Below are 23,692 nucleotides of genomic sequence, written 5' to 3'. Positions count from 1 at the left end.
ACTACGGCATAGCCCCCGCATACCCCTCGCCCACCGGGATTTCGGCCGCCACGCGGTTGCCCGGCTGGGCGAGCGGGCAGGCCCAGGCGGGGTCGTAGGCGCACGACGGGTTGTAGGCGAAGTTGAAGTCGAGCACGATCGTGGGGTGGGCTCCGGATGCCTCGTCGGCCTCGACCCCGAGGGTGACGGCGTGGTCCAGGCTCGCGCCCTTGATGGTGTCGACGAGGTAGCGGCCGCCGCCGTAGGTGCCGTCGGGCTTGCCGGCGCGCGCATCCTTCACCGGCACGAAGAGGCCGCCGCCGTACGAGGCGAGCCGCCACACGTCGAGCGTGCCGACGCCGTCGAGTCGCGCGATCCCCAGGAGCTCGAAAGGCACGACCCCGTCGGTGCCGGTCTCGAAGTCGAAACTGCGCGGGCGCGGATCGTCGTCCGCCACCTCTTCGATCTCCGCCTCGAAGCTCCACGCCGGGTCGTACGGCGCGATCGGCAGACCGCTGAAGCCCGCGGCATCCTCGGGCAGCAGGGGAGAGGCCGGATGCATCGAGAACAGGTCGTCGCGCGACACCCGCCAGAACTCGTGCGCCTCGGCGGTGTCGACGCTGCGCAGCCGCCGCACCTCTTCATAGATGCTGAAGACGCGCATCCGCCAGTCGGCGGTCTGCAGGGCTGTCACGGCGCGGGTGTTCATGCGGTCGCTTCCTCCTGGCCGGGCTCCCGGCCGTTGTCTGTGCCGGTCGCGGCAACGTCGTCCGGATCGCCTTCGGCTTCCGGCTGCGGCGGATCGAACGCCCAGGTCGGCGCCAGCTGCTGCAGCTTGTGCCCCCGCCACTGCCAGAACGCCCACAGGCTGTACCAGGCGAACGGCGTGAGCAGTCCGGCGCCGACGAGCAGCTGGTCCCGGTAGAGCGTCTTGCCGGTGCCGGCCGGATCGCGTGCGATCGCCATCCGGTGATCCCAGAGCGTGATGCTGCTCACGGCACCCGTCACGCCTTGGCCGGAGTCGTGCACGATTCGTGTCGTGCCGCGTTCCGCGGTCTCGAAATTCAACCGGATGATCTGCTTGCCCATCGGGATCACGCCCGCCCCCCGCATGGCGACCGGATGCTGCCCCGGCTCCCACACGGTCGGGAACCCGTCCGCCGCGAGCGACTCGACCTCCACCAGGGGGCTCGACACCTCCCGGAACACGGCCGGGCTCCGGATCGCGCGCCAGGCGGCGTCCGGTTCGCAGTCGAGGATGAGCTTCAGCAGCACGCGCATGCCCTCAGTCTGCTCGTAAAATCGACGGATGCCCACAGAGACCGCCGCCGAAGCCGCCGCCCCCGAGCATCCGCAGTCGCGCTACCAGGTGCGATTGCACCTCGCCGTCGACGCCGCGCACCTGGCCGCGCTGCAGCGCACCGGTGACCACGTGCTAGTCGTCGACGTGCTCGACGACGGCGAATTCGCGCCGGCCGCAACCGCGATCGACGGCCGGACGGCCGCTCTGCCGGTCGCAGGCTTCCGCACCCGCACGGCTGCCGCGCGCGCGGTGCTCGAGGCCCAGGCGGCCCGAGGCGACCGCGTCTTCGTCGACCTCGTCACCCCGGCCCGGCCCGACGGCCAGTTCGCCGTCGAGGACTTCCTGGCCGCCGGTGCCGTCGTCGACGCCCTCGCCGAGCTCGGCGTCGACTTCTCCTCACCCGAGGCCGCGGCCGCCTGCGCGGCCTTCACCACCCTCCGCCGTGCCCTCGCGCACCTCGTCACGGCCTCCGCGGCCGGCCAGTCCTGGGCCGCCGCCGGCCGCACCCCCGAGGTCCTGGCCGCCTGCGCCCTCGACGCCGAAAGCGCACTCCCAGACCATCGGGCGTAGCGTGGTGGTGACATTGGAGGTCATCACTATGAAGGCAGTTCTGGACGGCACCGTCATCGCCGAAGCGCCCAAGGAAGATCTGATCGCGATCGAGGGCAACTGGTACTTCCCGCCCGCGAGCGTCAACGCCGACCTGCTCGAGAAGAGCGACACCCCGTACACCTGCCCCTGGAAGGGCGAGTGCCAGTACTTCAGCGTGAAGAACGGCGACGAGTCACTCAAAGACCGCGCTTGGAGCTACCCCACCCCCTACCCGACGGCCTTCGACCGCGTGGGTAAGGACTTCAGCAACTACGTGGCCTTCTGGAAAGAGGTCCAGGTCACCGACTGAGACGCTCCACTGGATCGGTCACTTTCCACAGGGTAGGAAGTACTCATATCTGCCCGATGCCTCACCGGCTTACCGTGAATCGAACGCCGCGCGACTCCCCCTGTCGCGCGGCGTTCTTCTCACGAAGGAGCTGCCGTGTCGTCATCCGTCCCCGTGTCCCGTCGCCACTTCCTCGGGGCCGCCGCAGCCCTCGCTGTCGCCGGCTCCGGCGCCGCTGCGTCCCTACGACCCGAGGCGGCGCGCGCACTCGACGTCCGCCCGGGCGGCTTCGTCACGTGGCACGAATTCGCGTTGCCCTCCGCGGCGGGGATGCCGGGCGCGATCCTCTGCGACGCGCTCGACCGCGTGTGGTACACGGATGACGCCAACAAGCAGCTGATCATGTTCCCGGCGGCGTCACCGGCCGCCTACACGACCGTCGACCTGGGGCCGGCCGGCCCGTCGATCGGCACCCTCCTCGCTGCGCCCGACGGGGCCATCTGGTTCAACGACTTCGCCGAGCCGCAGATGGGCCGCTTCGACCCGCTCACCACAGCGGTGTCGATGTTCCCGACCGGCGGGTCCGGCACCGCCTTCTCGCCGGTCGTCGGCTCCGACGGAGCCATCTGGTTCGGCGATCCCGGCAACGAGGGCATCGCGTCCCTGGCATCCGACGGAACGATCACCCGTGTTCGCGATCCGCACGGCTCGCTCGTGGTGCACGTCGTGGCCGCCGGCGACGGGCGGCTCTGGTACTCGCGAGACGGCCTTCCCGTTCTGGTGCGCTACGACCCCGCCACCGGAGTCTTCGACGAACTGTTGCTGAGCGGCGGCGACACCTACGGCCTCACCGTCGACACCGTCGGCGAGGTGTGGGTCGGTACGCACGGCCTCGTCAGTCATGTCGCCGCCGGAGACGTCGTCACCGAATACCCCATCCCTTCGACCATCCCCTTCTGGCCGGGGTACCCGACCTCCCTCGCGGCAGGTCACCACGCGCGCCTCTACTTCACCGACGAGCAGCTGGGCCTCGGCCGCATCGACCCAGGCGGCGCAGTCACCTTCCAGCGCCCGCCGTTCGCCGGCGCGGCCCCACGAGAACTCGCCGTCACCTCGGTGGGCACCCTCTGGTACACCGACCCCGCTCGCGGCACAATCGGCTGCTTCTGACCCCCTATCGCCGACTGCGCGCCCAACCCGAACTGGCGCAGTGGCGCGGGGATACGCTTTCCGGGAGAGGCCGCGAGCGTCGGCTCAGGCCGAACGGGCGGCGGCACCCCGGGCGTCGCGGCGCACGGCGGCGACGTCGCGGCGCGACCACGCGATCAGGTGCGTGGGGCTGAAGCCGCGAGCGCAGAGGCTGCAGGAGAGGCGGCCCGAGGGGCGGCGGTGGCGGTAGAACTCGTGGCCGGCCGGGCAGCGGCCGATCCACGGCGCCAGCTCGTCGGCCCGGTCACCGTCGTGCAGGCGCTTGCCCTCGTAGCCGATCTCCCGCGAGATGGCGACCCAGCGCGGCCCATGGCCGGCGGCGGAGCCGGCCAGAGCGTGTGCCACCTCGTGCAGCAGAATCTGGTGCACCTCGTCGTCCTCGTACCGCGCGGCGAGGTACCGCGAAACCGTGATCCGCTTGGCGGTGTAGTTGCACTGGCCCGCCCGCGTCTTGGCGTTATCGAAGCCGAAACGCCAGACGGAGGGATCCAGGTGCAACGCGATCAGGGCGTTCGCCCAGGTCGTCACACGGCTGAGGTCGGCCATCCGGAATCACTCAGGCGCCGGACGCGGACGGAGCGGCCGGCGAAGGCGACGCCGGGATCACCGGCAGCGTCGACGCCGACGCCGATGAACCGGGCGCAGACGAACTGGAAACAGACGAACCGGGTGCAGACGAGCCTGAAGCGGAGGAAGCAGACGACGACGGAACCGCCAGCCCCGTCCCGAGGAACGACTCCGTCACCGCCACCGCCACCAGCGAGCTCTCCAGCTGATCGATCGACGCCCCGAGACGCTCCATCAAGAACACCGCGGCCTTGAAGTCGACCAGCGCCGCCTCGTAGTCGCCCGTCTCGAAGTGCACCTTGCCCCGGCTGAGCGTGGCGGTGGCCTCGAGGGACCCCCACTCGTGCGTCTGCGCCTCCTCGACGCAGAGCCCGAGCTCCTGCAGGGCCGAAGGGTACTTGCCCTGGTACTGCTGCACCTGGGCGCGACGGATGCGGGCGCCCAGCGCCTGTTCGCGGTCGCCCGAGAAGCGCGCCTGGCGAACGGCCTCGTTCGCGACCGGGAAGGCCTCGTCGAGCCGGCCGAGCAGGCGCAGCAGCACGACCTTCTCGTTCAGCGCCGAGAGGGAGCGCAGCTGCCCGAGCTCGTCGAGCCGCTCGTTCGCGGCGCGCACGTCGACCTTCTCGCGCAGGGTGGTCATGTCGTACCCGGTGATGATGCTCAGTTCGTGCTCCCGATGCTGCTTGCCGAAGGCCGGCGCCAGGGCAAGCGCGGATGGCCTCCGAGGGGATTCGGATCCCGTCCACTCCAGGGTACCCAGCGCATCCGCCTTCCGCCTCAGCCACCCCGGCACGGTGGAGAAATCCCGCACGATCCCCGCCTGTGGAGAACCTCAGCCCGCCGGCACCAGATTCACCTGATACAGCACGTCCCCGCCCTCCCGAGGCGACCCCCGCCCGTCCGTGTTGTTGGTGATCAGATACACGGATGCCCCGGGCCCCCGCACCACGTCCCGGATCCGCCCCAGCTGCCCCCCGCCGTACCACTCCGCGGCGGCCCCCTCGAAACTCGCCGTCCACAGCCGCTCGCCGCCGAGCCCCGCCAGGAACACGGTCGACCCCACGACGACGATCCCACTCGGGCTCGCGTCATCCGTCGGCCACTGAACCACCGGATCCACGTACGAGGGCGAACCGCCGAGCCCCTCCACCACCGGCCAGCCGTAGTTCGCCCCGGGCGTGATGCGGTTCAGCTCGTCCCAGGTGTCCTGCCCGAACTCCGCGGCCCACATGGTGCCGTCGGGGGCCCACGAGATCCCCTGCGGATTGCGGTGCCCGAGGGTGTACACGGGGGAGCCGGGGAACGGGTTGTCCGCCGGCACGCCTCCGATCTCGGTCACCCGCAGGATCTTGCCGCCGAGCGAGTCCAGCGTCTGCGCGTTCGAGGTCGTGCTCGCGTCGCCGGTCGTGATGTAGAGCATCCCGTCGGGCCCGAAGGCGATCCGCCCGCCGTTGTGGTTCGACGCCTTGGGGATGCCCGTCAGCACGGTCTCGACCGCCCCGAAGGTGTGTGATCCCGCCGCGCCGCCGATCGGTACACGCACCACACGGTTGCCCTCGTCGGCCGTGAAGTAGGCATACAGATACGAGCCGGTGTCGAGCTCGAGGGTGGCGAGCCCGAGCAGCCCGCCCTCGCCGGAGGGCGTCACATCGGGCATCGTGAACACCGGAACCGCCTGGCCGCCGACGATCTCGAGCACCCGCGCCGTGTCGCGCTCGCTCACGAAGATCGTCCCGTCGGTGAGCTGGGCGATGGACCAGGGCGCCTCGAGCCCGCCGGCGATCGGCACCGGATCGCCCGAGGGCACCAGCGGGCCGAGATCGGCCGCGGGGGAGGGCGCAGGTGTCCCCGTGGCCGGCGCCGTGGGCGTGGCGGATGCCGTGTCCGACGGCGTGGGAACGGCGCTCGCCGTCGTGGTCGGCGCCTCCGCCGGCGTGGCCGCGCAGGCGGTGAGCACGCCCACGAGCACAGCCGTGGTCAGGGCGCCTCCGGCGGCGCGGAGTCGGAGTGGTCGATCCATCGAGGGGTCCTCTCGCCGGGAGCCGGTCAGTGCGGTACTGCTCCCAGCCTCATCCGATTCCGTAGGAACCGCCTGCGAATCCCGGCGCCGTCTCAGCCCTCGTCGGCGCCCTTCCGCCCCACCTGGAAGATGCTCCGCGCCGGAGCCGGCGACTTCGTCGAGGTCTGATCCGTGGCCACGGGCGCCCCCGCGATGAAGTTCCGCAGCTCGCTCCCGGTCACCACCTTCGCCGGCACCGGATCGCTCGCGGCCAGCCGCGGCATCCGTTCGAAGGGCAGAGCGGATGCCGATGCGAACGCCACCACGTTGCCGAAGCGCCGGGCCTTCAGCATCTGCGGGTCGACCACGAGCGCCACCTCGGCGAACACGTGCGCGAGCGTCGCCGCCTGGCTGCGCGCGAACGCCAGTCCCGCCCCGTCGGCCACGTTCACGGCCACGATCCCCGAGGGCTTCAGGATGCTCGCCACGGCCTGGTAGAACTCCGCGCTCGTGACGTGGGCCGGGGTGCGCGCCCCGGCGAACACGTCGACGACGACCACATCCGTCGAGCCGCGCAGCCCCGGCGGGAACTTCTCCAGCACCGCCCGCGCGTCGCCGTGACGAACGCGGATGCTCGCCCCCTTGGGCAGCGGGAGCTCCTCCCGCACGAACTCCACCAGCGAGCTGTCGATCTCCACCACCTGCTGCCGCGACCCGGGCCGCGTCGCCTCGACGTAGCGGGGGAGGGTGAACGCGCCGCCGCCGAGATGCACGGCCGTGATCGGCTGCCCGGGAAGCGCCACCAGATCGATGCCGTGCCCGATCCGCCGCACGTATTCGAACGACAGGTAGGTGGGGTCGTCGACGTCGACGTGCGACTGCGGGGTGCCGTCGACGATCAGCACGTGGGTGCCCGGCCGGAAGCGGTCTTCCTCGATGGTCGCGAGCAGTCCGTCGGCGAGCCGGCGGGACGGATGCGGCGCGGCGCCCGCGCGCGAATCCCGGTCCCTGGCCATCCCCCGACCCTACCGGGGCTGCGGGGGAAGGCCGGCCGCACCGCCCGGGGCGGCCGCGTCGGGAGCCCTCGGCGGATACACCCAGGTCACCAGCACCACCGAGATGATCATCAGCAGGAACCACGACCCCAGCTTCGCGATCGACACCAGCTGCCAGCCGGCCTCCTGATCGGGATAGCTCCACGCCTGGGAGAACGTGCCGATGTTCTCGGCGAACCAGATGAACACCGCCACCAGTCCGAACGCCAGCAGCACCGGCATCCGGCACACCCGCCGGAACACCCGGAAGTGCATCACCGAGCGCGCGAACACCACGACCACGAGCCCCAGCAGCACCCACCGCAGATCCCAGATGTAGTGGTGTGTGAAGAAGTTGAGGTAGATGAGCCCGGCCAGCACCGCCGTCGCCCAGATCCGCGGATAGCGGGTGAACCGCAGGTCGAACAGCCGGTACACGCGCACCAGATACGAGCCCACGGCCGCGTACATGAAGCCGCTGAACAGAGGCACGCCCGCGATGCGCAGGATGCCGTCGCCCCCGTACGTCCACGACCCCACGTCGGTCTTGAACAGCTCCATCACCGTACCGACGACGTGGAACAGGATGACCACCCGCAGTTCCCGCCAGGTCTCCAGTCGGGTCGCGATCATCACGATCTGGATGGCGATCGCCGTGAGGGTGAGGAAGTCGTTCCGCGCCAGCACGGCATCGTCCGGATACCAGAGCCGGGCCGCGAAGATCACGGCCAGCAACGCCCCGCCGAACACGCATGCCCAGGCCTGTTTCAGCCCGAAGACGAGGAACTCGACCAGCCACGACACGGGTCCGCGGGTGGGCGCCGACGAGAGGATGCGCCGCCAACGGCCTTCCAGCCCCTTTTCCCAGGGAATCTGGCGCTCGGCGTCAGTCATCCCGCGGTTATACCGGAGAAATCGAGACTGGTCAAGAAAAAGACTGGACAGGCGTGTCGGATGTGCCTATAGTTGTTCTTTGCGCTCCCAGAACAACCATGCCTTCATATTGTGGTCGGCAGCTTCGTGTCTCACACGCAGCAACACTCTAGAACCATATTGCGGGTTCAGACCATATCTCGGGAGTTCTCGACACCATCGACCGTAAGTAACGCAAGGCCCGACGGGGCCCACGGAGGTTATTTCCTTGGCTGCTGCGCGCAACGCAACCACCACTTCACCCAAGAACGGTCGGGCCGCTTCGCGGCTCTCGTTCGCCAAGATCACCGACAACCTGACCGTTCCGGATCTGCTCGCTCTGCAGACCGAGAGCTTCGACTGGCTGGTCGGGAACGACGTGTGGAAGGCACGCGTCGCCGAAGCGAAGAAGGCCGGTCGTCAAGACCTGCCGAGCAACTCGGGTCTCGATGAGATCTTCGAGGAGATCTCCCCGATCGAAGACCTCGGCGAGACCATGCAGCTCAGCTTCACGAGCCCGTTCCTCGAGCCCGAGAAGTACACCATCGACGAGTGCAAGGAGCGCGGCAAGACCTACGCCGCCCCGCTGTACGTCGAGGCCGAGTTCATGAACCACCAGACCGGTGAGATCAAGACCCAGACGGTCTTCATGGGCGACTTCCCGCTGATGACCGAGAAGGGCACGTTCATCATCAACGGCACCGAGCGTGTCGTCGTGTCCCAGCTGGTCCGCTCGCCCGGCGTGTACTTCGAGCGCACCCCCGAGAAGACCTCCGACAAGGACATCTACTCCGCTCGCGTCATCCCGAGCCGCGGAGCCTGGCTCGAGTTCGAGATCGACAAGCGCGACCAGGTCGGCGTGCGCATCGACCGCAAGCGCAAGCAGAGCGTCACGGTGTTCCTCAAGGCCCTCGGCCTGACCTCCGAGGAGATCCTCGAGGAGTTCAAGGGCTACGCCTCGATCGAGGCCACCCTGGAGAAGGACTCGATCCTCACCAAGGAAGAGGCCCTGAAGGACATCTACCGCAAGCTCCGCCCGGGCGAGCAGGTGGCCGCCGAGGCTGCCCGCGCCCTGCTGGACAACTTCTACTTCAACCCCAAGCGCTACGACCTCGCCAAGGTGGGTCGTTACAAGATCAACCGCAAGCTCGGGATCGACGCACCGCTGTCCGACTCGGTTCTCACGAACCAGGACATCATCGCGACGATCAAGTACCTGGTCGCCCTGCACGACAACCAGACCCAGCTGCCCGGTGTGCGCGATGGCAAGAAGGTCGACATCCGTCTCGATGTCGACGACATCGACCACTTCGGCAACCGCCGCATCCGTGCGGTCGGCGAGCTCATCCAGAACCAGGTCCGCACCGGTCTGTCCCGCATGGAGCGCGTCGTCCGCGAGCGCATGACCACGCAGGACATCGAGGCCATCACCCCGCAGACCCTGATCAACGTGCGCCCCGTCGTCGCCGCGATCAAGGAGTTCTTCGGAACGAGCCAGCTGTCGCAGTTCATGGACCAGAACAACCCCCTCGCCGGCCTGACGCACAAGCGTCGCCTCTCGGCGCTGGGCCCGGGTGGTCTGTCCCGTGAGCGCGCCGGCGTCGAGGTGCGAGACGTGCACCCCTCGCACTACGGCCGCATGTGCCCGATCGAGACCCCGGAAGGCCCGAACATCGGTCTGATCGGATCCCTCGCATCGTTCGCGCGGATCAACTCCTTCGGTTTCATCGAGACCCCGTACCGTCGCGTCGTCGACGGTGTGGTCACCGAGACGATCGACTACCTCACCGCGTCGGAGGAGGACGAGTACATCGTCGCCCAGGCCAACGCGCCGCTGACCTCGGACGCCCGCTTCGCGGAGGGCCGCGTGCTCGCCCGTAAGAAGGGTGGAGAGGTCGACCTGTTCCCGGCCGAGGACATCGGCTACATGGATGTCTCGCCGCGCCAGATGGTGTCGGTCGCGACCTCGCTCATCCCGTTCCTCGAGCACGACGACGCGAACCGCGCCCTGATGGGTGCGAACATGCAGCGTCAGGCCGTCCCGCTGCTGCGCAGCGAGTCGCCTCTCGTGGGTACCGGTATGGAGGGCTTCGCCGCCATCGACGCCGGAGACGTGGTCACCACCAACGCCGCCGGTGTGGTGCAGGAGGTCTCCGCCGACTCCGTCACCGTGCAGCTGGACGAGGGTGGAACCGAGACCTACTACCTGCGCAAGTTCGACCGCTCGAACCAGGGCACCTCGTACAACAACCGCGTCATCGTCTCCGAGGGTGAGCGCGTCGAGGCCGGTCAGGTCATCGCGGATGGCCCGGCCACCGAGAACGGTGAGCTCGCGCTCGGCAAGAACCTCCTCGTGGCGTTCATGCCGTGGGAGGGTCACAACTTCGAAGACGCGATCATCCTGAGCCAGAACCTGGTGAAGGACGACGTTCTCTCCTCGATCCACATCGAGGAATACGAAGTGGATGCCCGCGACACCAAGCTCGGCAAGGAGGAGATCACCCGTGATCTCCCCAACGTGAGCCCTGAGCTGCTGGCCGACCTCGACGAGCGCGGCATCATCCGCATCGGCGCCGAGGTCCGTCCCGGCGACATCCTGGTCGGCAAGGTCACGCCCAAGGGCGAGACCGAGCTCAGCGCCGAGGAGCGCCTGCTGCGCGCCATCTTCAACGAGAAGTCCCGCGAGGTCCGCGACACGAGCCTCAAGGTGCCTCACGGTGAAGAGGGCACGATCATCGCCGTCAAGGAGTTCTCGGCCGAGAACGACGACGAGCTCGGCTCGGGCGTCAACCAGCGCGTCGTGGTCTACATCGCCCAGAAGCGCAAGATCACCGCGGGTGACAAGCTCGCCGGCCGTCACGGCAACAAGGGCGTCATCTCGAAGATCCTCCCGGTCGAAGACATGCCGTTCCTCGCCGACGGAACTCCCGTCGACATCGTGCTGAACCCGATGGGCATCCCCGGTCGAATGAACTTCGGCCAGGTGCTGGAGACCCACCTCGGGTGGATCGCCAAGCAGGGCTGGGAGGTCGACGGCAAGCCGAAGTGGGCCGCGAACCTGCCCGAGCAGGCGCGTTCCGCCGCTCCCGGCACCAAGGTCGCCACCCCGGTGTTCGACGGTGCCTCGGAGGAGGAGATCGCGGGTCTGCTCGACTCCACCACGCTCACGCGTGACGGCGAGCGCCTGATCGGTTCCTCGGGCAAGACGCAGCTCTTCGACGGCCGCTCCGGCGAGCCGTACCCGGAGCCCGTCTCGGTCGGCTACATGTACATCCTGAAGCTGCACCACCTGGTCGACGACAAGATCCACGCCCGTTCCACCGGTCCGTACTCCATGATCACGCAGCAGCCGCTGGGTGGTAAGGCGCAGTTCGGTGGCCAGCGATTCGGTGAGATGGAGGTGTGGGCGCTCGAGGCATATGGAGCCGCCTACGCCCTGCAGGAGCTCCTGACCATCAAGTCGGACGACATCCTGGGCCGCGTCAAGGTCTACGAGGCCATCGTCAAGGGTGAGAACATCCAGGAGCCCGGCATCCCCGAGTCCTTCAAGGTGCTCATCAAGGAGATGCAGTCGCTGTGCCTGAACGTCGAGGTGCTCTCGGCCGACGGAACCGCGGTCAGCCTGCGCGACACGGACGACGAGGTCTTCCGTGCCGCCGAAGAGCTCGGCATCAACATCTCCAGCCGCTTCGAGTCGTCGTCCATCGACGACATCTGAGCCGGCAACCACTAGAAGACTTTTTCCAGGAGAGAAGGAAAATTGCTCGACGTAACAACTTTTGATGAGCTGCGGATCGGCCTCGCAACGGCCGACGACATCCGCAAGTGGTCGCACGGTGAGGTCAAGAAGCCCGAGACCATCAACTACCGCACGCTGAAGCCCGAGAAGGACGGCCTCTTCGGAGAGCAGATCTTCGGGCCGAGCCGTGACTGGGAGTGTTCCTGCGGCAAGTACAAGCGGGTTCGCTTCAAGGGCATCGTCTGCGAGCGCTGCGGCGTCGAGGTCACGAAGTCGTCGGTGCGCCGTGAGCGCATGGGCCACATCGAGCTCGCCGCTCCGGTCACGCACATCTGGTACTTCAAGGGCGTTCCCTCGCGCTTGGGCTACCTGCTCGACATGGCGCCGAAAGACCTCGAGAAGGTCATCTACTTCGCGGCCTACATGATCATCTCGGTCGACGAAGACGGCCGTCACGAAGACATGCCGGGCCTGGAGAACGAGCTGCGCCTCGAGATCAAGACCCTCGCCGACCAGCGTGACGCCCGCATCGCGGACCGTCTGACGCGCCTGGAGACCGACCTCGCCGACCTCGAGAACGAGGGCGCCAAGGCCGACCAGAAGCGTCGCACCAAGGACGGCGCCGAGAAGGAGATGTCGCAGACCCGTAAGGCCTACGACGACCAGATCTCCCAGCTCGAGCGCGTGTGGGAAGACTTCCGCAACCTCAAGGTGGGCGAGCTCAAGCCCGAAGACGCGATCTTCCACGAGCTGCAGGACCGCTACGGGATGTACTTCGAGGCCTACATGGGTGCCGAGGCCATCAAGAAGCGCCTCGAGGCCTTCGACCTGGTGACCGAGGGCGAGAACCTGCGCCTTCAGATCTCCGAGGGCAAGGGCCAGAAGAAGATCCGTGCGATCAAGCGACTCCGCGTCGTGTCGTCGTTCCTCGCGACCGGCAACTCGCCGGCCGCCATGGTGCTCGACGTCGTGCCGGTCATCCCGCCGGAACTGCGCCCGATGGTGCAGCTCGACGGTGGCCGCTTCGCGACCAGCGACCTGAACGACCTCTACCGTCGTGTGATCAACCGCAACAACCGTCTCCGTCGACTGCTCGACCTCGGTGCCCCCGAGATCATCGTCAACAACGAGAAGCGGATGCTGCAGGAGGCCGTCGACGCCCTGTTCGACAACGGCCGCCGTGGTCGCCCCGTCACCGGTACCGGCAACCGCGCCCTCAAGTCCCTGAGCGACATGCTCAAGGGAAAGCAGGGTCGTTTCCGCCAGAACCTGCTCGGCAAGCGCGTCGACTACTCGGGCCGTTCGGTCATCATCGTCGGTCCGCAGCTGAAGCTGCACCAGTGCGGTCTGCCCAAGCAGATGGCGCTGGAGCTGTTCAAGCCGTTCGTGATCAAGCGTCTGATCGACCTGAGCCACGCTCAGAACATCAAGGCCGCGAAGCGCATGGTCGAGCGCAGCCGTCCCCAGGTGTGGGACGTGCTGGAGGAGATCATCCGTGAGCGCCCGGTTCTGCTGAACCGCGCACCCACGCTGCACCGTCTGGGCATCCAGGCCTTCGAGCCTCAGCTCGTGGAGGGCAAGGCGATCCAGCTGCACCCGCTCGTCTGCGCCGCGTTCAACGCGGACTTCGACGGCGACCAGATGGCCGTCCACCTCCCGCTGTCGGTCGAGGCCCAGGCCGAGGCCCGCATCCTGATGCTGGCGTCGAACAACATCCTGAAGCCCTCCGACGGCCGTCCGGTCACCCTGCCCACGCAGGACATGATCATCGGTCTCCACCACCTCACCACGGTGAAGGAAGGGGCGATCGGCGAAGGCCGTTCGTTCTCGACCGTCGCCGAGGCGCTGATGGCCAAGGACCAGGGCACTCTCGACCTCAACGCGGTCGTGAAGATCCGGATGTTCGACGTGCACTTCGGCGAGGGCGACGGCCCCGAGGGTTACGAAGGCGGCCCCGTGCTGCTGGAGACCACCCTCGGCCGCGCGCTGTTCAACGAGGCGCTGCCGGAGGACTACCCCTACATGCAGCAGGTGGCCGACAAGGGCGCCATCTCCGCGATCGTCAACGACCTCGCGGAGCGGTACCCCAAGGTGGAGGTCGCAGCATCGCTGGACCGCATCAAGGACGCCGGCTTCTACTGGGCCACCCGCTCGGGTGTCACCGTGGCGCTGTCCGACATCCTCACGCCTCCCACGAAGCGCGAGATCGTCGCCGGCTACGAGAAGCAGGCCGCCAAGGTCACGGCGCAGTTCGAGAAGGGTCTCACGACCGACCTCGAGCGTCGCCAGGAGCTGATCCAGATCTGGACGAAGGCCACGGATGAGGTCGCCGCAGCCATGCGCGCCAACTTCCCGGTCGACAACACGATCAACCGCATGGTCACCTCGGGTGCTCGTGGTAACTGGCTGCAGGTGCGGAACATCGCCGGTATGCGAGGCCTCGTGAACAACCCGAAGGGTGAGATCATCCCTCGTCCGATCATCTCCTCGTACCGCGAGGGACTGTCGGTGGCGGAGTACTTCATCGCGACCCACGGTGCCCGTAAGGGTCTGGCCGACACGGCTCTCCGTACGGCCGACTCGGGCTACCTCACGCGTCGTCTGGTCGACGTCTCGCAGGATGTCATCATCCGCGAGCCCGACTGCGGCACCTCGCGCGGTCTCGACCTGCCGATCGCACTCGAAGGCGCCGACGGCGTCTGGGAGCGCGACGACAACGTCGAGAACTCGGTCTACGCCCGCTCGCTGGCCGCTGACGCGGTCAACGAGGCCGGCGAGGTCGTGGCCGAGGCCGGAGACGACGTCGGAGACGTGCTGATCGACAAGCTGGTCGCCGCCGGCGTGCGCACCATCAAGGTGCGCTCGGTGCTGACCTGCGAGTCGGCCGTCGGAGTCTGCGCGACCTGCTACGGCCGCTCGCTGGCCACCGGAAACCTCGTCGACATCGGAGAGGCCGTCGGTATCATCGCGGCCCAGTCGATCGGTGAGCCCGGAACCCAGCTGACCATGCGTACCTTCCACACCGGTGGATCGGCCTCGGCCGACGACATCACGCAGGGTCTGCCCCGCGTGCAGGAGCTCTTCGAGGCCCGTACCCCCAAGGGTGCGTCGCCCATCGTCGAGGCCGCCGGTCGCGTCACGATCGAAGACACCGACCGCAGCCGCAAGGTGATCCTCACGCCCGACAACGGCGACGAGGCCATCGCCTACCCGGTGCTGAAGCGTGCCACCCTCCTCATCGAGGACGGGCAGCACGTGGAGCTCGGTCAGCAGCTCATCGTCGGCGCCGTCGACCCGAAGGAAGTCCTCCGGGTCAAGGGCGTGCGCGAGGTGCAGAAGCACCTCGTGGGCGGCGTGCAGGGCGTCTACCGTTCGCAGGGTGTGCCGATCCACGACAAGCACATCGAGGTCATCGTGCGCCAGATGCTGCGCAAGGTCACCGTCGTCGAGCACGGCGACACCGACCTGCTGCCGGGCGAGCTCGTCGACCGGGCGCGTTACACCGAGGTGAACCGCGCCACGCTCGCCGAGGGCAAGAAGCCCGCGTCGGCTCGCCAGGAGGTCATGGGTATCACCAAGGCGTCCCTCGCGACCGAGTCGTGGCTGTCGGCCGCGTCGTTCCAGGAGACCACGCGTGTTCTCACGCAGGCCGCCATGGAAGGCAAGTCCGACCCGCTGGTGGGCCTGAAGGAGAACGTGATCATCGGAAAGCTGATCCCGGCCGGTACCGGTCTCCAGAAGTACCGCAACGTCACCGTCGAGGCGACCGAAGAGGCCAAGGCCGAGCGCTACCCGAACCGCATCTTCACGGATGACTCGGTGTTCTCGGAAGCCGACCTCTCCTTCGTCGACTTCGACAGCTTCTCGAGCGACGACTACACCCCCGGTACCTACAACTGATAGGTACCAGCTGAGAAGGGCCCCTCACTCCGGTGGGGGGCCCTTTTTGCATCCGTGGCACGGCGCGGGTCACCGCGGGTGGGGGAGTGCGGCGGTATGGTTTCGGCATGAGCACCGACGACGGCAGAGACGACAAGCCGAACCTCCCCGCCATGCCGGCCTGGGAAGCCCCTTCGAGCGACAGCACCGACGCCGAGTCGACGCCCGCGGTGCCCGCTGTCCCCGAGATCCCCGAAGAGCCCGCCGCCCAGGCGCCGGTGACCCCTGAGCAGTTCGAGGCGTTCCCCGAGGGCGTCGTGCCCTCCTCCGAGCCGGTCATCGATCAGAGCGCCACCAGGGAGCCCCTGGGCGGCCCGTACGTCGTCTCGGGCGATGGTGCGCCGATCGCGGCCCAGGCCGTCCAGGCGTACGACCGCGAGCCGCAGGGCGGGCCGTACGTCACCTCGTCGGAACCGAACCCGGACGAACCCGCCGTCGAGCGCACGCCCTATCCGGCGGCGGCCTTCGCCCCGGCCCCCGCGCCCGCCCCGGCCGCCGCAGCCGGCGGTGTCGCGGCCGCTCCGATCCTCGCCGATGGATCGTACCCGGCCTACCAGCCCGCGCCGCAGCCGGTCGCTCCCGTGCCGCCCGCGCCGAAGGGCAATCGCGGCGGCGGCACCCTGATCGCGCTGCTGGGCACGGTGGCCTTCGCCGTGATCTACGCGGCGGTCTCGTTCTTCGTCATCTCCGCCAGCGTGCAGGGCGCCGGCGCGGTGCAGGCCTTCGTCTCCTACCTGGCCACCGCCGCCTTCATCATCCCGGTGCTGGTGTTCGCCGTCGCCCTCATCCTGATCGTGCTGATCGTCAACCGCGCCGGCTGGTGGGCCTACGTGCTCGGCGGCTTCTTCGTAGCCGTGCTCGTCTACTTCGGCGGCATCGCCGGCGCGCTCATCCACGTGCAGGCCTGGGGCTGGCAGCCGCAGGAGCAGTACGACTTCGTGCGCTCGCTGACGATGGACCCGCTCACCCTCGCCGGTGCCGTCGTGGCCCGCGAGGTCTCGATCTGGACCGGCGCCTGGATCGCGCTCCGCGGCCGCAAGGTGAAGGCCCGCAACGCGGCGGCCCGCGAAGAGTTCGAGCGCGCCCGCAGCGCAGAAGCCGCCGATGGCGCAGCACCCATCGCGACCTGGTAACATCCTCTAGTCCCGACTGCCGCAGAGCGACTGGGATGGGCACCCGCACTTGACCCTTCAGGGTCTACCAGCTATTCTTTTCCGGGTGTGTGCAAATTAGCATGCCCAATTTTAGAGCGAAGCAGAACGAAAGTTCCCACTGCTCCACCAGCCAGCGATACCAGAGCCATTTTGTACCGCCGGTGGGTCCAGACGAACTCGACACGCCAGACATGGCGCGGAGTGCGTGAACGTACGGGTGGCGGATGTCCGCCCCCGCCAAATACACCGAGCGTTACGAATACAAGGAGTCAGTAGTGCCAACCATTCAGCAGTTGGTCCGCAAGGGTCGCACCCCCAAGGTCGTCAAGACCAAGGCGCCCGCCCTCAAGGCCAACCCCCAGCAGCGCGGCGTGTGCACCCGTGTGTACACCACCACCCCGAAAAAGCCGAACTCGGCGCTTCGCAAGGTCGCCCGCGTCAAGCTGTCCAACGGCACCGAGGTCACCGCATACATCCCCGGTGAGGGCCACAACCTGCAGGAGCACTCGATGGTGCTCGTTCGCGGCGGTCGTGTGAAGGACCTCCCCGGCGTTCGTTACAAGATCATCCGCGGCGCGCTCGACACGCAGGCCGTGAAGAACCGCAAGCAGGCTCGCAGCCGGTACGGCGCGAAGATGGAGAAGAAGTAATGCCTCGCAAGGGTCCCGCCCCGAAGCGTCCCGTTGTCGCCGACCCGGTCTACAACGCGCAGATCGTCTCGCAGCTCGTCAACAAGATCCTCCTCGATGGCAAGAAGGCCACCGCGGAGCGCATCGTGTACGACGCCCTCGAAGGCGTCTCCGCCAAGAACAGCCAGGATGCCGTCGTCACGCTGAAGAAGGCGCTCGACAACGTGCGCCCCACGCTCGAGGTCCGCAGCCGCCGTGTCGGTGGCTCGACCTACCAGGTGCCGATCGAGGTCAAGCCGCACCGTGCCAACACCCTGGCGCTGCGCTGGCTCACCACCTACGCCAAGGCCCGTCGCGAGAAGACCATGACCGAGCGTCTCACCAACGAGATCCTCGATGCGTCCAACGGTCTCGGCGCCGCTGTCAAGCGTCGTGAAGACACCCACAAGATGGCCGAGTCGAACAAGGCCTTCGCGCACTACCGCTGGTAGCCCGCCTGGCCGCCTCCGGGCGGCCGGCATCCAGATGGTGCAGCGAACCACGTTCGAACACCTTTCACCCTTACCTTTCGGAGGAAATCCGTGGCACAGGACGTGCTCACCGACCTGAACAAGGTCCGCAACATCGGCATCATGGCTCACATCGATGCCGGCAAGACCACCACCACCGAGCGCATCCTGTTCTACACGGGCATCACGCACAAGATCGGTGAGGTTCACGACGGCGCTGCCACGATGGACTGGATGGCGCAGGAGCAGGAGCGCGGCATCACGATCACGTCGGCCGCGACGACCTGTTTCTGGAACAAGAACCAGATCAACATCATCGACACCCCGGGTCACGTCGACTTCACGGTCGAGGTGGAGCGTTCGCTCCGCGTGCTCGACGGTGCGGTCGCCGTCTTCGACGGCAAGGAGGGCGTCGAGCCCCAGTCCGAGACGGTGTGGCGTCAGGCCGACAAGTACAACGTGCCCCGCATCTGCTTCGTCAACAAGATGGACAAGCTGGGCGCCGACTTCTACTTCACGGTCGACACCATCATCAACCGCCTGGGCGCGAAGCCGCTGGTCATCCAGCTCCCGATCGGTGCCGAGTCGTCGTTCGAGGGCGTCATCGACCTCGTCGAGATGCGCGCACTGACCTGGCGCGGCGACGCCAAGGGTGACGTGCAGATGGGTGCCAAGTACGAGATCGAAGAGATCCCGGCCGACCTCAAGGACAAGGCCGACGAGTACCGTCAGCTCCTCCTGGAGACCGTCGCCGAGACCGACGACGTGCTGCTGGAGAAGTTCTTCGGTGGCGAGGAGCTCACGGTCGCCGAGATCAAGGGCGCCATCCGCAAGCTCACCGTCAACAGCGAGATCTACCCCGTTCTGTGCGGTTCGGCGTTCAAGAACCGCGGCGTGCAGCCGATGCTCGACGCGGTCGTCGACTACCTCCCCTCCCCGCTGGATGTGCCCGCGACCGAAGGTCACGACATCCGCGACGAAGAGGTCGTCGTCGAGCGTCACCCCGACCCGAAGGACCCGTTCGCCGCTCTGGCGTTCAAGGTCGCGGTTCACCCCTTCTTCGGTCGACTCACCTACATCCGCGTGTACTCGGGTCACCTCGACTCCGGCGGCCAGGTCATGAACTCGACCAAGGGCAAGAAGGAGCGCATCGGCAAGATCTTCCAGATGCACTCCAACAAGGAGAACCCGGTCGATTCGGTCACCGCCGGCCACATCTACGCGGTCATCGGCCTGAAGGACACCACCACCGGTGACACCCTGTCCGACCCCTCGAACCAGATCGTCCTCGAGTCGATGACGTTCCCGGAGCCGGTCATCGAGGTCGCGATCGAGCCGAAGACCAAGGCCGACCAGGAGAAGCTGGGTGTCGCCATCCAGAAGCTCGCCGAAGAGGACCCGACCTTCCGCACCGAGCAGAACCAGGAGACCGGTCAGACGGTCATCAAGGGAATGGGCGAGCTCCATCTCGACATCCTGGTCGACCGCATGAAGCGCGAGTTCAACGTCGAGGCCAACGTGGGCAAGCCCCAGGTGGCCTACCGCGAGACGATCCGCAAGACCGTCGAGCGTCACGACTACACGCACAAGAAGCAGACCGGTGGTTCCGGCCAGTTCGCGAAGATCCAGATCGCCATCGCGCCCCTCGAGGTCACCGCGGACACGGTCTACGAGTTCGAGAACAAGGTCACGGGTGGTCGCGTCCCGCGCGAGTACATCCCCTCGGTCGACGCCGGAATCCAGGACGCCCTGCAGGTCGGCGTGCTCGCCGGCTACCCCATGGTGGGCGTCAAGGCGACCCTGCTCGACGGCGCCTCGCACGACGTCGACTCCTCGGAGATGGCGTTCAAGATCGCCGGTTCGATGGCGTTCAAGGAAGCGGCCCGCAAGGCCAGCCCCGTGCTGCTCGAGCCGCTCATGGCCGTCGAGGTCCGTACGCCCGAGGAGTACATGGGCGACGTCATCGGCGACCTGAACTCCCGTCGCGGTCAGATCCAGTCGATGGAAGACGCGCAGGGTGTCAAGGTCGTGCGTGCACACGTTCCGCTGTCGGAGATGTTCGGCTACATCGGCGACCTGAGGTCCAAGACCTCCGGCCGCGCGGTGTACTCGATGACCTTCGAGAGCTACGCCGAGGTCCCGAAGGCTGTGGCCGACGAGATCATCCAGAAGAACAAGGGCGAGTAACACCCGAGTTCTGCGGGCCTCGTAGGTTCGCGTAAAATATCAACAAACCCCCGCCTGAATCCGGCTGCAATCCAGCATCCGGACGACTGGCATGAGAGTCCTGAGGAGGACCTAGTGGCTAAGGCCAAGTTCGAGCGGACCAAGCCGCACGTCAACATCGGAACCATCGGTCACGTCGACCACGGTAAGACCACTCTTACCGCCGCTATCTCGAAGGTCCTGGCGGACAAGTTCCCGTCGGCCACCAACGTGCAGCGCGACTTCGCATCGATCGACTCCGCTCCTGAGGAGCGCCAGCGCGGCATCACGATCAACATCTCGCACGTCGAGTACGAGACGCCCAAGCGTCACTACGCTCACGTCGACGCCCCGGGTCACGCCGACTACATCAAGAACATGATCACCGGTGCGGCTCAGATGGACGGCGCGATCCTCGTGGTCGCCGCCACCGACGGCCCCATGGCCCAGACCCGTGAGCACGTGCTGCTCGCGAAGCAGGTCGGCGTGCCCTACCTGCTGGTCGCCCTCAACAAGGCCGACATGGTCGACGACGAGGAGATCCTGGAGCTCGTCGAGCTCGAGGTCCGCGAGCTGCTCGCCGGCCAGAACTTCGACGAGGACGCACCGGTCGTGCGCGTCTCGGGCCTCAAGGCCCTCGAGGGTGACGAGAAGTGGACCCAGTCCATCCTCGACCTCATGGACGCCGTCGACGAGTCGATCCCCGACCCGATCCGCGACAAGGACAAGCCGTTCCTGATGCCGATCGAGGACGTCTTCACGATCACCGGTCGTGGAACGGTCGTCACCGGTCGCGCCGAGCGTGGCACCCTCGCCATCAACTCCGAGGTCGAGATCGTCGGCATCCGCCCGACGCAGAAGACCACGGTCACGGGTATCGAGATGTTCCACAAGCAGCTCGACGAGGCCTGGGCCGGCGAGAACTGTGGTCTGCTGCTCCGCGGTACCAAGCGTGAAGACGTCGAGCGCGGCCAGGTCGTCGTGAAGCCGGGTTCGGTTACGCCGCACACCGACTTCGAGGGCACCGCCTACATCCTGTCGAAGGATGAGGGTGGCCGTCACAACCCCTTCTACACGAACTACCGCCCGCAGTTCTACTTCCGCACCACCGACGTCACCGGCGTCATCACGCTGCCCGAGGGCACCGAGATGGTCATGCCCGGCGACACCACCGACATCACGGTCGCGCTGATCCAGCCGATCGCGATGGAAGAGGGCCTCGGCTTCGCGATCCGTGAGGGTGGCCGCACCGTCGGTGCCGGTACCGTCACCAAGATCAACAAGTAGTAGATCTCACCACTCGAAAGGGTCGTGCCTTCGGGCACGGCCCTTTTGTGTTTTCGGGAACAAGAGGATGATGGGCTGCATGGCAGCATTTGACGACATCACCAAGAAGGCTCAGGAATTCCTGAAGGACGACAAGGTCAAGGAGGCCCTCAAGAGCGAGAAGGCCGAGGACATCAGTGACAAGATCCTCGATGGAGTCGCCGACACCGTGAACAAGGTGACCGGCGGCAAGTTCGAGGGCCAGGTCGAGGGTGCTCGGTCGACAGCAGACAAGGCCGTCGGCAACGAATAGGGCCGTTTTTGCTCGATAGGGATTAGATGGTGAGATGCCCCGCCTCCGACGCTCTGACAGTTCGGGACGGGGCATCCGTCGTCTGAAGGCGGGCAAGGGTTTCACCTACCGCGACGACGCGGGGGAGACCGTCACCGATCCCGAGCTGCGGGAGCGCATCAAGGGCCTCGGCATTCCGCCGGCTTGGACGGACGTGTGGATCGCCCCTTACGCGAACGGGCACATCCAGGCCACCGGTGTCGACGGGGCGGGGCGCCGGCAGTACATCTACCACCCCACCTGGCGTGAGCAGAAGGACCGCATCAAGTTCGACCGGTCGCTGGCCCTCGCGGAGTCCCTGCCGACGGCCCGCCGCCGCGTGACCAAGGACCTGCGCAGCGATGAGCCGAGTAAGGAGCGCGCGCTGGCGGCGGGCTTCCGGATGCTCGACACGGGCTCCCTGCGCGTCGGCAGCGAGCAGTACGCGACCGCCCACGGCAGCCACGGCCTCACCACGCTGCTGTGCTCGCACGCGACGGTGTCGGGGGACACGGTGCACCTGTCGTTCCCGGCCAAGAGCGGGCAGGAGTGGGACTCGGAGATCACCGATCCGGATCTGGCCGCCGTCATCCGCAGCCTGAAGCGCCGCGGTCCGCAGGCTCGCCTGCTGGCCTGGAAGGCGGAGAAGAACTGGCATCCGATCGCCGCCGAAGAGCTGAACGACTACGTGCGCGCGCAGACCGGGGGAGAGTTCACCGCGAAGGACTTCCGCACGCTGCACGGCACGATCGCCGCAGCCGTGAGCCTGGCGAAGCACGGCCCCGAGACGACGACGTCCAAGCGCGCCCGCGCTCTGTCGGCTGCGATGAAGGATGCGGCCGCCGTCCTGGGCAACACTCCCACCATCGCCAAGAACAGTTATGTCGATCCCCGAGTGGTGGATCACTACAAGGCCGGCGAGACGATCGACCCGGCCCGGCCGGAATCGGAACTGCGCGCTCTCCTTTTCCGCTGAAAGTCAAGTCTTGTGTTCTGTGCGGCGAGGAGCAGAATGAGGTCATTCGTTCTTACGGGAGGCCCGCCGCCAGGCGCTGCGAACAGAGCTAGGCCGTGAGCGACCGGCGTATTTTGACGACTGGGCTCCGGGTTCTCCCGTAAGAACGTCCTCGGCGCGGCCGTCGGCCGGCCGCCGACTGCGGCGAGAACGTTCGATCCGCGTCATGCGGCTGAAACCTCCGCGGCATAGCGTGGGATCGTGTTCACCAAGTCCGACCCTTCAGCTCGCGAGGGCTTCTTCGAGGTCGAAGCCGCGGGGCTGGCCTGGCTGGCGTCGGCGGCCGGGGTCCCCTGCGTGCGGGTGCACGAGGTCGACGATGAGTCGATCACTCTCGACGAGCTGCGCAGCACCCGGCCGAACCGGGAGGCGGCACGGCGCTTCGGCGAGCTGCTGGCAGTGACGCACCGCGCCGGTGCTCCGGCTTTCGGATCGCCTCCGGCCGGCTGGAACGGCCCCGCCTACATCGGCCGCCGCGAGATGTCGGTGCGCTCCTACGAGCGGTGGAGCGAGTTCTACCCCGCCGAGCGGGTGCGCCCCTACGCCGAGCAGGCGGTCGCCCGCGGGAACCTCTCGGCCGACGGCTACGTGAGGGTGCAGCGGGCATGCGATCTGATCGAGTCGGGCATCTTCGACGACGAGGAGCCGCCGTCGCGGCTGCACGGCGACCTGTGGTCGGGCAACGTGATGTGGACGCCGACCGGCGTGACCCTCATCGACCCCGCCGCGCACGGTGGTCACCGGGAGACCGACCTGGCGATGCTCGTGCTGTTCGGCGCCCCCTTCCTCGACGACATCCTGGGCGCCTACGACAAGGCGGCGCCCCTGGCTCCCGGCTGGCACACCCGGGTACCGCTGCACCAACTGTTCCCGCTCGCCGTGCACGCTGTTGGGCACGGGCCGTCGTACGGGACCGAGCTGGAACGAGCGGCGCGCGCGGTGCTCGAACTGGGCTCAGGCACCGCATCCTGAGGCGCGACACGCCCGGGTTGCATGTAGCTCCGGAATGTGGCAAACTCGTC

At 67.4% G+C, this 23,692-nt stretch carries 20 protein-coding genes; 13 read left to right on the top strand and 7 right to left on the bottom strand.

Going from position 1 to position 23,692, the window contains the following annotated elements; genetic code table 11:
- Position 1: 1 nt before the first annotated feature.
- Complete coding sequence (locus ACN4JJ_RS12230) at positions 2-688, bottom strand: DUF1684 domain-containing protein (RefSeq protein WP_440710161.1); 687 nt, start codon at positions 686-688, stop codon at positions 2-4.
- On the bottom strand, positions 685-1,260 hold the full coding sequence (locus tag ACN4JJ_RS12225) for a hypothetical protein (RefSeq protein WP_440710160.1): 576 nt from the start codon (positions 1,258-1,260) through the stop codon (positions 685-687). Before ACN4JJ_RS12225 ends, ACN4JJ_RS12230 begins: the two co-directional genes overlap by 4 nt.
- Positions 1,261-1,288: 28 nt before the next feature.
- Between ACN4JJ_RS12225 and ACN4JJ_RS12220 the strand changes: the two genes are divergently transcribed.
- From ACN4JJ_RS12220 to ACN4JJ_RS12210, 3 genes are all read left to right on the top strand, one after another.
- A complete protein-coding gene (locus ACN4JJ_RS12220) occupies positions 1,289-1,852 on the top strand; it encodes a 2-phosphosulfolactate phosphatase (protein ID WP_440710159.1) in 564 nt (187 codons plus the stop codon).
- A 28-nt stretch (positions 1,853-1,880) separates the two neighbouring features.
- Positions 1,881-2,183, top strand: a complete 303-nt coding sequence (locus ACN4JJ_RS12215) for a DUF427 domain-containing protein (protein ID WP_291057518.1) — start codon at positions 1,881-1,883, stop codon at positions 2,181-2,183.
- A 135-nt stretch (positions 2,184-2,318) separates the two neighbouring features.
- Complete coding sequence (locus ACN4JJ_RS12210; RefSeq protein WP_440710158.1) at positions 2,319-3,332, top strand: Vgb family protein; 1,014 nt, start codon at positions 2,319-2,321, stop codon at positions 3,330-3,332.
- Positions 3,333-3,416: 84 nt separating this feature from the next.
- On the opposite strand, the gene ACN4JJ_RS12205 is transcribed toward ACN4JJ_RS12210, so the two are convergent.
- The 5 genes from ACN4JJ_RS12205 to ACN4JJ_RS12185 form a co-directional block, all read right to left on the bottom strand.
- Complete coding sequence (locus ACN4JJ_RS12205) at positions 3,417-3,917, bottom strand: SprT-like domain-containing protein (RefSeq protein WP_440710157.1); 501 nt, start codon at positions 3,915-3,917, stop codon at positions 3,417-3,419.
- A gap of 10 nt (positions 3,918-3,927) precedes the next feature.
- Positions 3,928-4,749, bottom strand: a complete 822-nt coding sequence (locus ACN4JJ_RS12200) for a hypothetical protein (RefSeq protein ID WP_440710156.1) — start codon at positions 4,747-4,749, stop codon at positions 3,928-3,930.
- A gap of 21 nt (positions 4,750-4,770) precedes the next feature.
- Complete coding sequence (locus ACN4JJ_RS12195) at positions 4,771-5,958, bottom strand: PQQ-dependent sugar dehydrogenase (protein WP_440710155.1); 1,188 nt, start codon at positions 5,956-5,958, stop codon at positions 4,771-4,773.
- Positions 5,959-6,050: 92 nt separating this feature from the next.
- On the bottom strand, positions 6,051-6,953 hold the full coding sequence (locus ACN4JJ_RS12190; protein ID WP_440710154.1) for a spermidine synthase: 903 nt from the start codon (positions 6,951-6,953) through the stop codon (positions 6,051-6,053).
- A gap of 9 nt (positions 6,954-6,962) precedes the next feature.
- Positions 6,963-7,865 (bottom strand): DUF817 domain-containing protein, encoded by a 903-nt coding sequence (locus tag ACN4JJ_RS12185; RefSeq protein WP_440710153.1) that lies wholly within the window; start codon positions 7,863-7,865, stop codon positions 6,963-6,965.
- Between the two features lie 247 nt (positions 7,866-8,112).
- On the opposite strand from ACN4JJ_RS12185, the gene rpoB reads away from it, so the two are divergent.
- The 10 genes from rpoB (at position 8,113) to ACN4JJ_RS12135 (ending at position 23,642) form a co-directional block, all read left to right on the top strand.
- On the top strand, positions 8,113-11,601 hold the full coding sequence (gene rpoB, locus ACN4JJ_RS12180; RefSeq protein WP_440710152.1) for a DNA-directed RNA polymerase subunit beta: 3,489 nt from the start codon (positions 8,113-8,115) through the stop codon (positions 11,599-11,601).
- Positions 11,602-11,643: 42 nt separating this feature from the next.
- Entirely contained in the window at positions 11,644-15,522 is a 3,879-nt protein-coding gene (gene rpoC, locus ACN4JJ_RS12175) for a DNA-directed RNA polymerase subunit beta' (protein WP_440710151.1), read from the top strand.
- A gap of 107 nt (positions 15,523-15,629) precedes the next feature.
- Positions 15,630-16,694, top strand: a complete 1,065-nt coding sequence (locus ACN4JJ_RS12170; RefSeq protein ID WP_440710150.1) for a hypothetical protein — start codon at positions 15,630-15,632, stop codon at positions 16,692-16,694.
- 296 nt (positions 16,695-16,990) lie between these two features.
- Positions 16,991-17,365, top strand: a complete 375-nt coding sequence (gene rpsL, locus ACN4JJ_RS12165) for a 30S ribosomal protein S12 (RefSeq protein WP_022882694.1) — start codon at positions 16,991-16,993, stop codon at positions 17,363-17,365.
- The gene (gene rpsG / locus ACN4JJ_RS12160) at positions 17,365-17,835 is read left to right on the top strand and encodes a 30S ribosomal protein S7 (protein WP_374823694.1); all 471 of its coding nucleotides are present in this window, start codon (positions 17,365-17,367) and stop codon (positions 17,833-17,835) included. Before rpsL ends, rpsG begins: the two co-directional genes overlap by 1 nt.
- 90 nt (positions 17,836-17,925) lie before the next feature.
- Complete coding sequence (gene fusA / locus ACN4JJ_RS12155; protein WP_440710149.1) at positions 17,926-20,040, top strand: elongation factor G; 2,115 nt, start codon at positions 17,926-17,928, stop codon at positions 20,038-20,040.
- 114 nt (positions 20,041-20,154) lie between these two features.
- On the top strand, positions 20,155-21,345 hold the full coding sequence (tuf, locus tag ACN4JJ_RS12150; RefSeq protein ID WP_374847921.1) for an elongation factor Tu: 1,191 nt from the start codon (positions 20,155-20,157) through the stop codon (positions 21,343-21,345).
- A 79-nt stretch (positions 21,346-21,424) separates the two neighbouring features.
- Positions 21,425-21,637, top strand: a complete 213-nt coding sequence (locus ACN4JJ_RS12145) for an Rv0909 family putative TA system antitoxin (protein ID WP_440710148.1) — start codon at positions 21,425-21,427, stop codon at positions 21,635-21,637.
- A 34-nt stretch (positions 21,638-21,671) separates the two neighbouring features.
- Entirely contained in the window at positions 21,672-22,631 is a 960-nt protein-coding gene (locus ACN4JJ_RS12140) for a DNA topoisomerase IB (protein WP_440710147.1), read from the top strand.
- 240 nt (positions 22,632-22,871) lie between these two features.
- A complete protein-coding gene (locus ACN4JJ_RS12135) occupies positions 22,872-23,642 on the top strand; it encodes a fructosamine kinase family protein (RefSeq protein WP_440710146.1) in 771 nt (256 codons plus the stop codon).
- Positions 23,643-23,692: the final 50 nt, after the last annotated feature.

It is taken from the genome of Herbiconiux dendrobii (assembly GCF_052048175.1).
In the GTDB taxonomy this organism is placed as follows: domain Bacteria; phylum Actinomycetota; class Actinomycetes; order Actinomycetales; family Microbacteriaceae; genus Herbiconiux.
Note: the sequence above shows the minus strand (reverse complement) of the source record. Positions and strands in the feature narration are given on the sequence as shown.

What these genes read in the sequence shown, in the direction of transcription:
- ACN4JJ_RS12190 (WP_440710154.1), bottom strand. Translation starts at nt 6,953, where the DNA reads ATGGCCAGGGACCGGGATTCGCGCGCGGGCGCCGCGCCGCATCCGTCC.
- ACN4JJ_RS12140 (WP_440710147.1), top strand. Translation starts at nt 21,672, where the DNA reads ATGCCCCGCCTCCGACGCTCTGACAGTTCGGGACGGGGCATCCGTCGT.
- ACN4JJ_RS12230 (WP_440710161.1), bottom strand. Translation starts at nt 688, where the DNA reads ATGAACACCCGCGCCGTGACAGCCCTGCAGACCGCCGACTGGCGGATG.
- ACN4JJ_RS12220 (WP_440710159.1), top strand. Translation starts at nt 1,289, where the DNA reads ATGCCCACAGAGACCGCCGCCGAAGCCGCCGCCCCCGAGCATCCGCAG.
- rpsG (WP_374823694.1), top strand. Translation starts at nt 17,365, where the DNA reads ATGCCTCGCAAGGGTCCCGCCCCGAAGCGTCCCGTTGTCGCCGACCCG.
- ACN4JJ_RS12215 (WP_291057518.1), top strand. Translation starts at nt 1,881, where the DNA reads ATGAAGGCAGTTCTGGACGGCACCGTCATCGCCGAAGCGCCCAAGGAA.
- ACN4JJ_RS12170 (WP_440710150.1), top strand. Translation starts at nt 15,630, where the DNA reads ATGAGCACCGACGACGGCAGAGACGACAAGCCGAACCTCCCCGCCATG.
- ACN4JJ_RS12145 (WP_440710148.1), top strand. Translation starts at nt 21,425, where the DNA reads ATGGCAGCATTTGACGACATCACCAAGAAGGCTCAGGAATTCCTGAAG.
- ACN4JJ_RS12225 (WP_440710160.1), bottom strand. Translation starts at nt 1,260, where the DNA reads ATGCGCGTGCTGCTGAAGCTCATCCTCGACTGCGAACCGGACGCCGCC.
- ACN4JJ_RS12185 (WP_440710153.1), bottom strand. Translation starts at nt 7,865, where the DNA reads ATGACTGACGCCGAGCGCCAGATTCCCTGGGAAAAGGGGCTGGAAGGC.
- ACN4JJ_RS12195 (WP_440710155.1), bottom strand. Translation starts at nt 5,958, where the DNA reads ATGGATCGACCACTCCGACTCCGCGCCGCCGGAGGCGCCCTGACCACG.
- ACN4JJ_RS12205 (WP_440710157.1), bottom strand. Translation starts at nt 3,917, where the DNA reads ATGGCCGACCTCAGCCGTGTGACGACCTGGGCGAACGCCCTGATCGCG.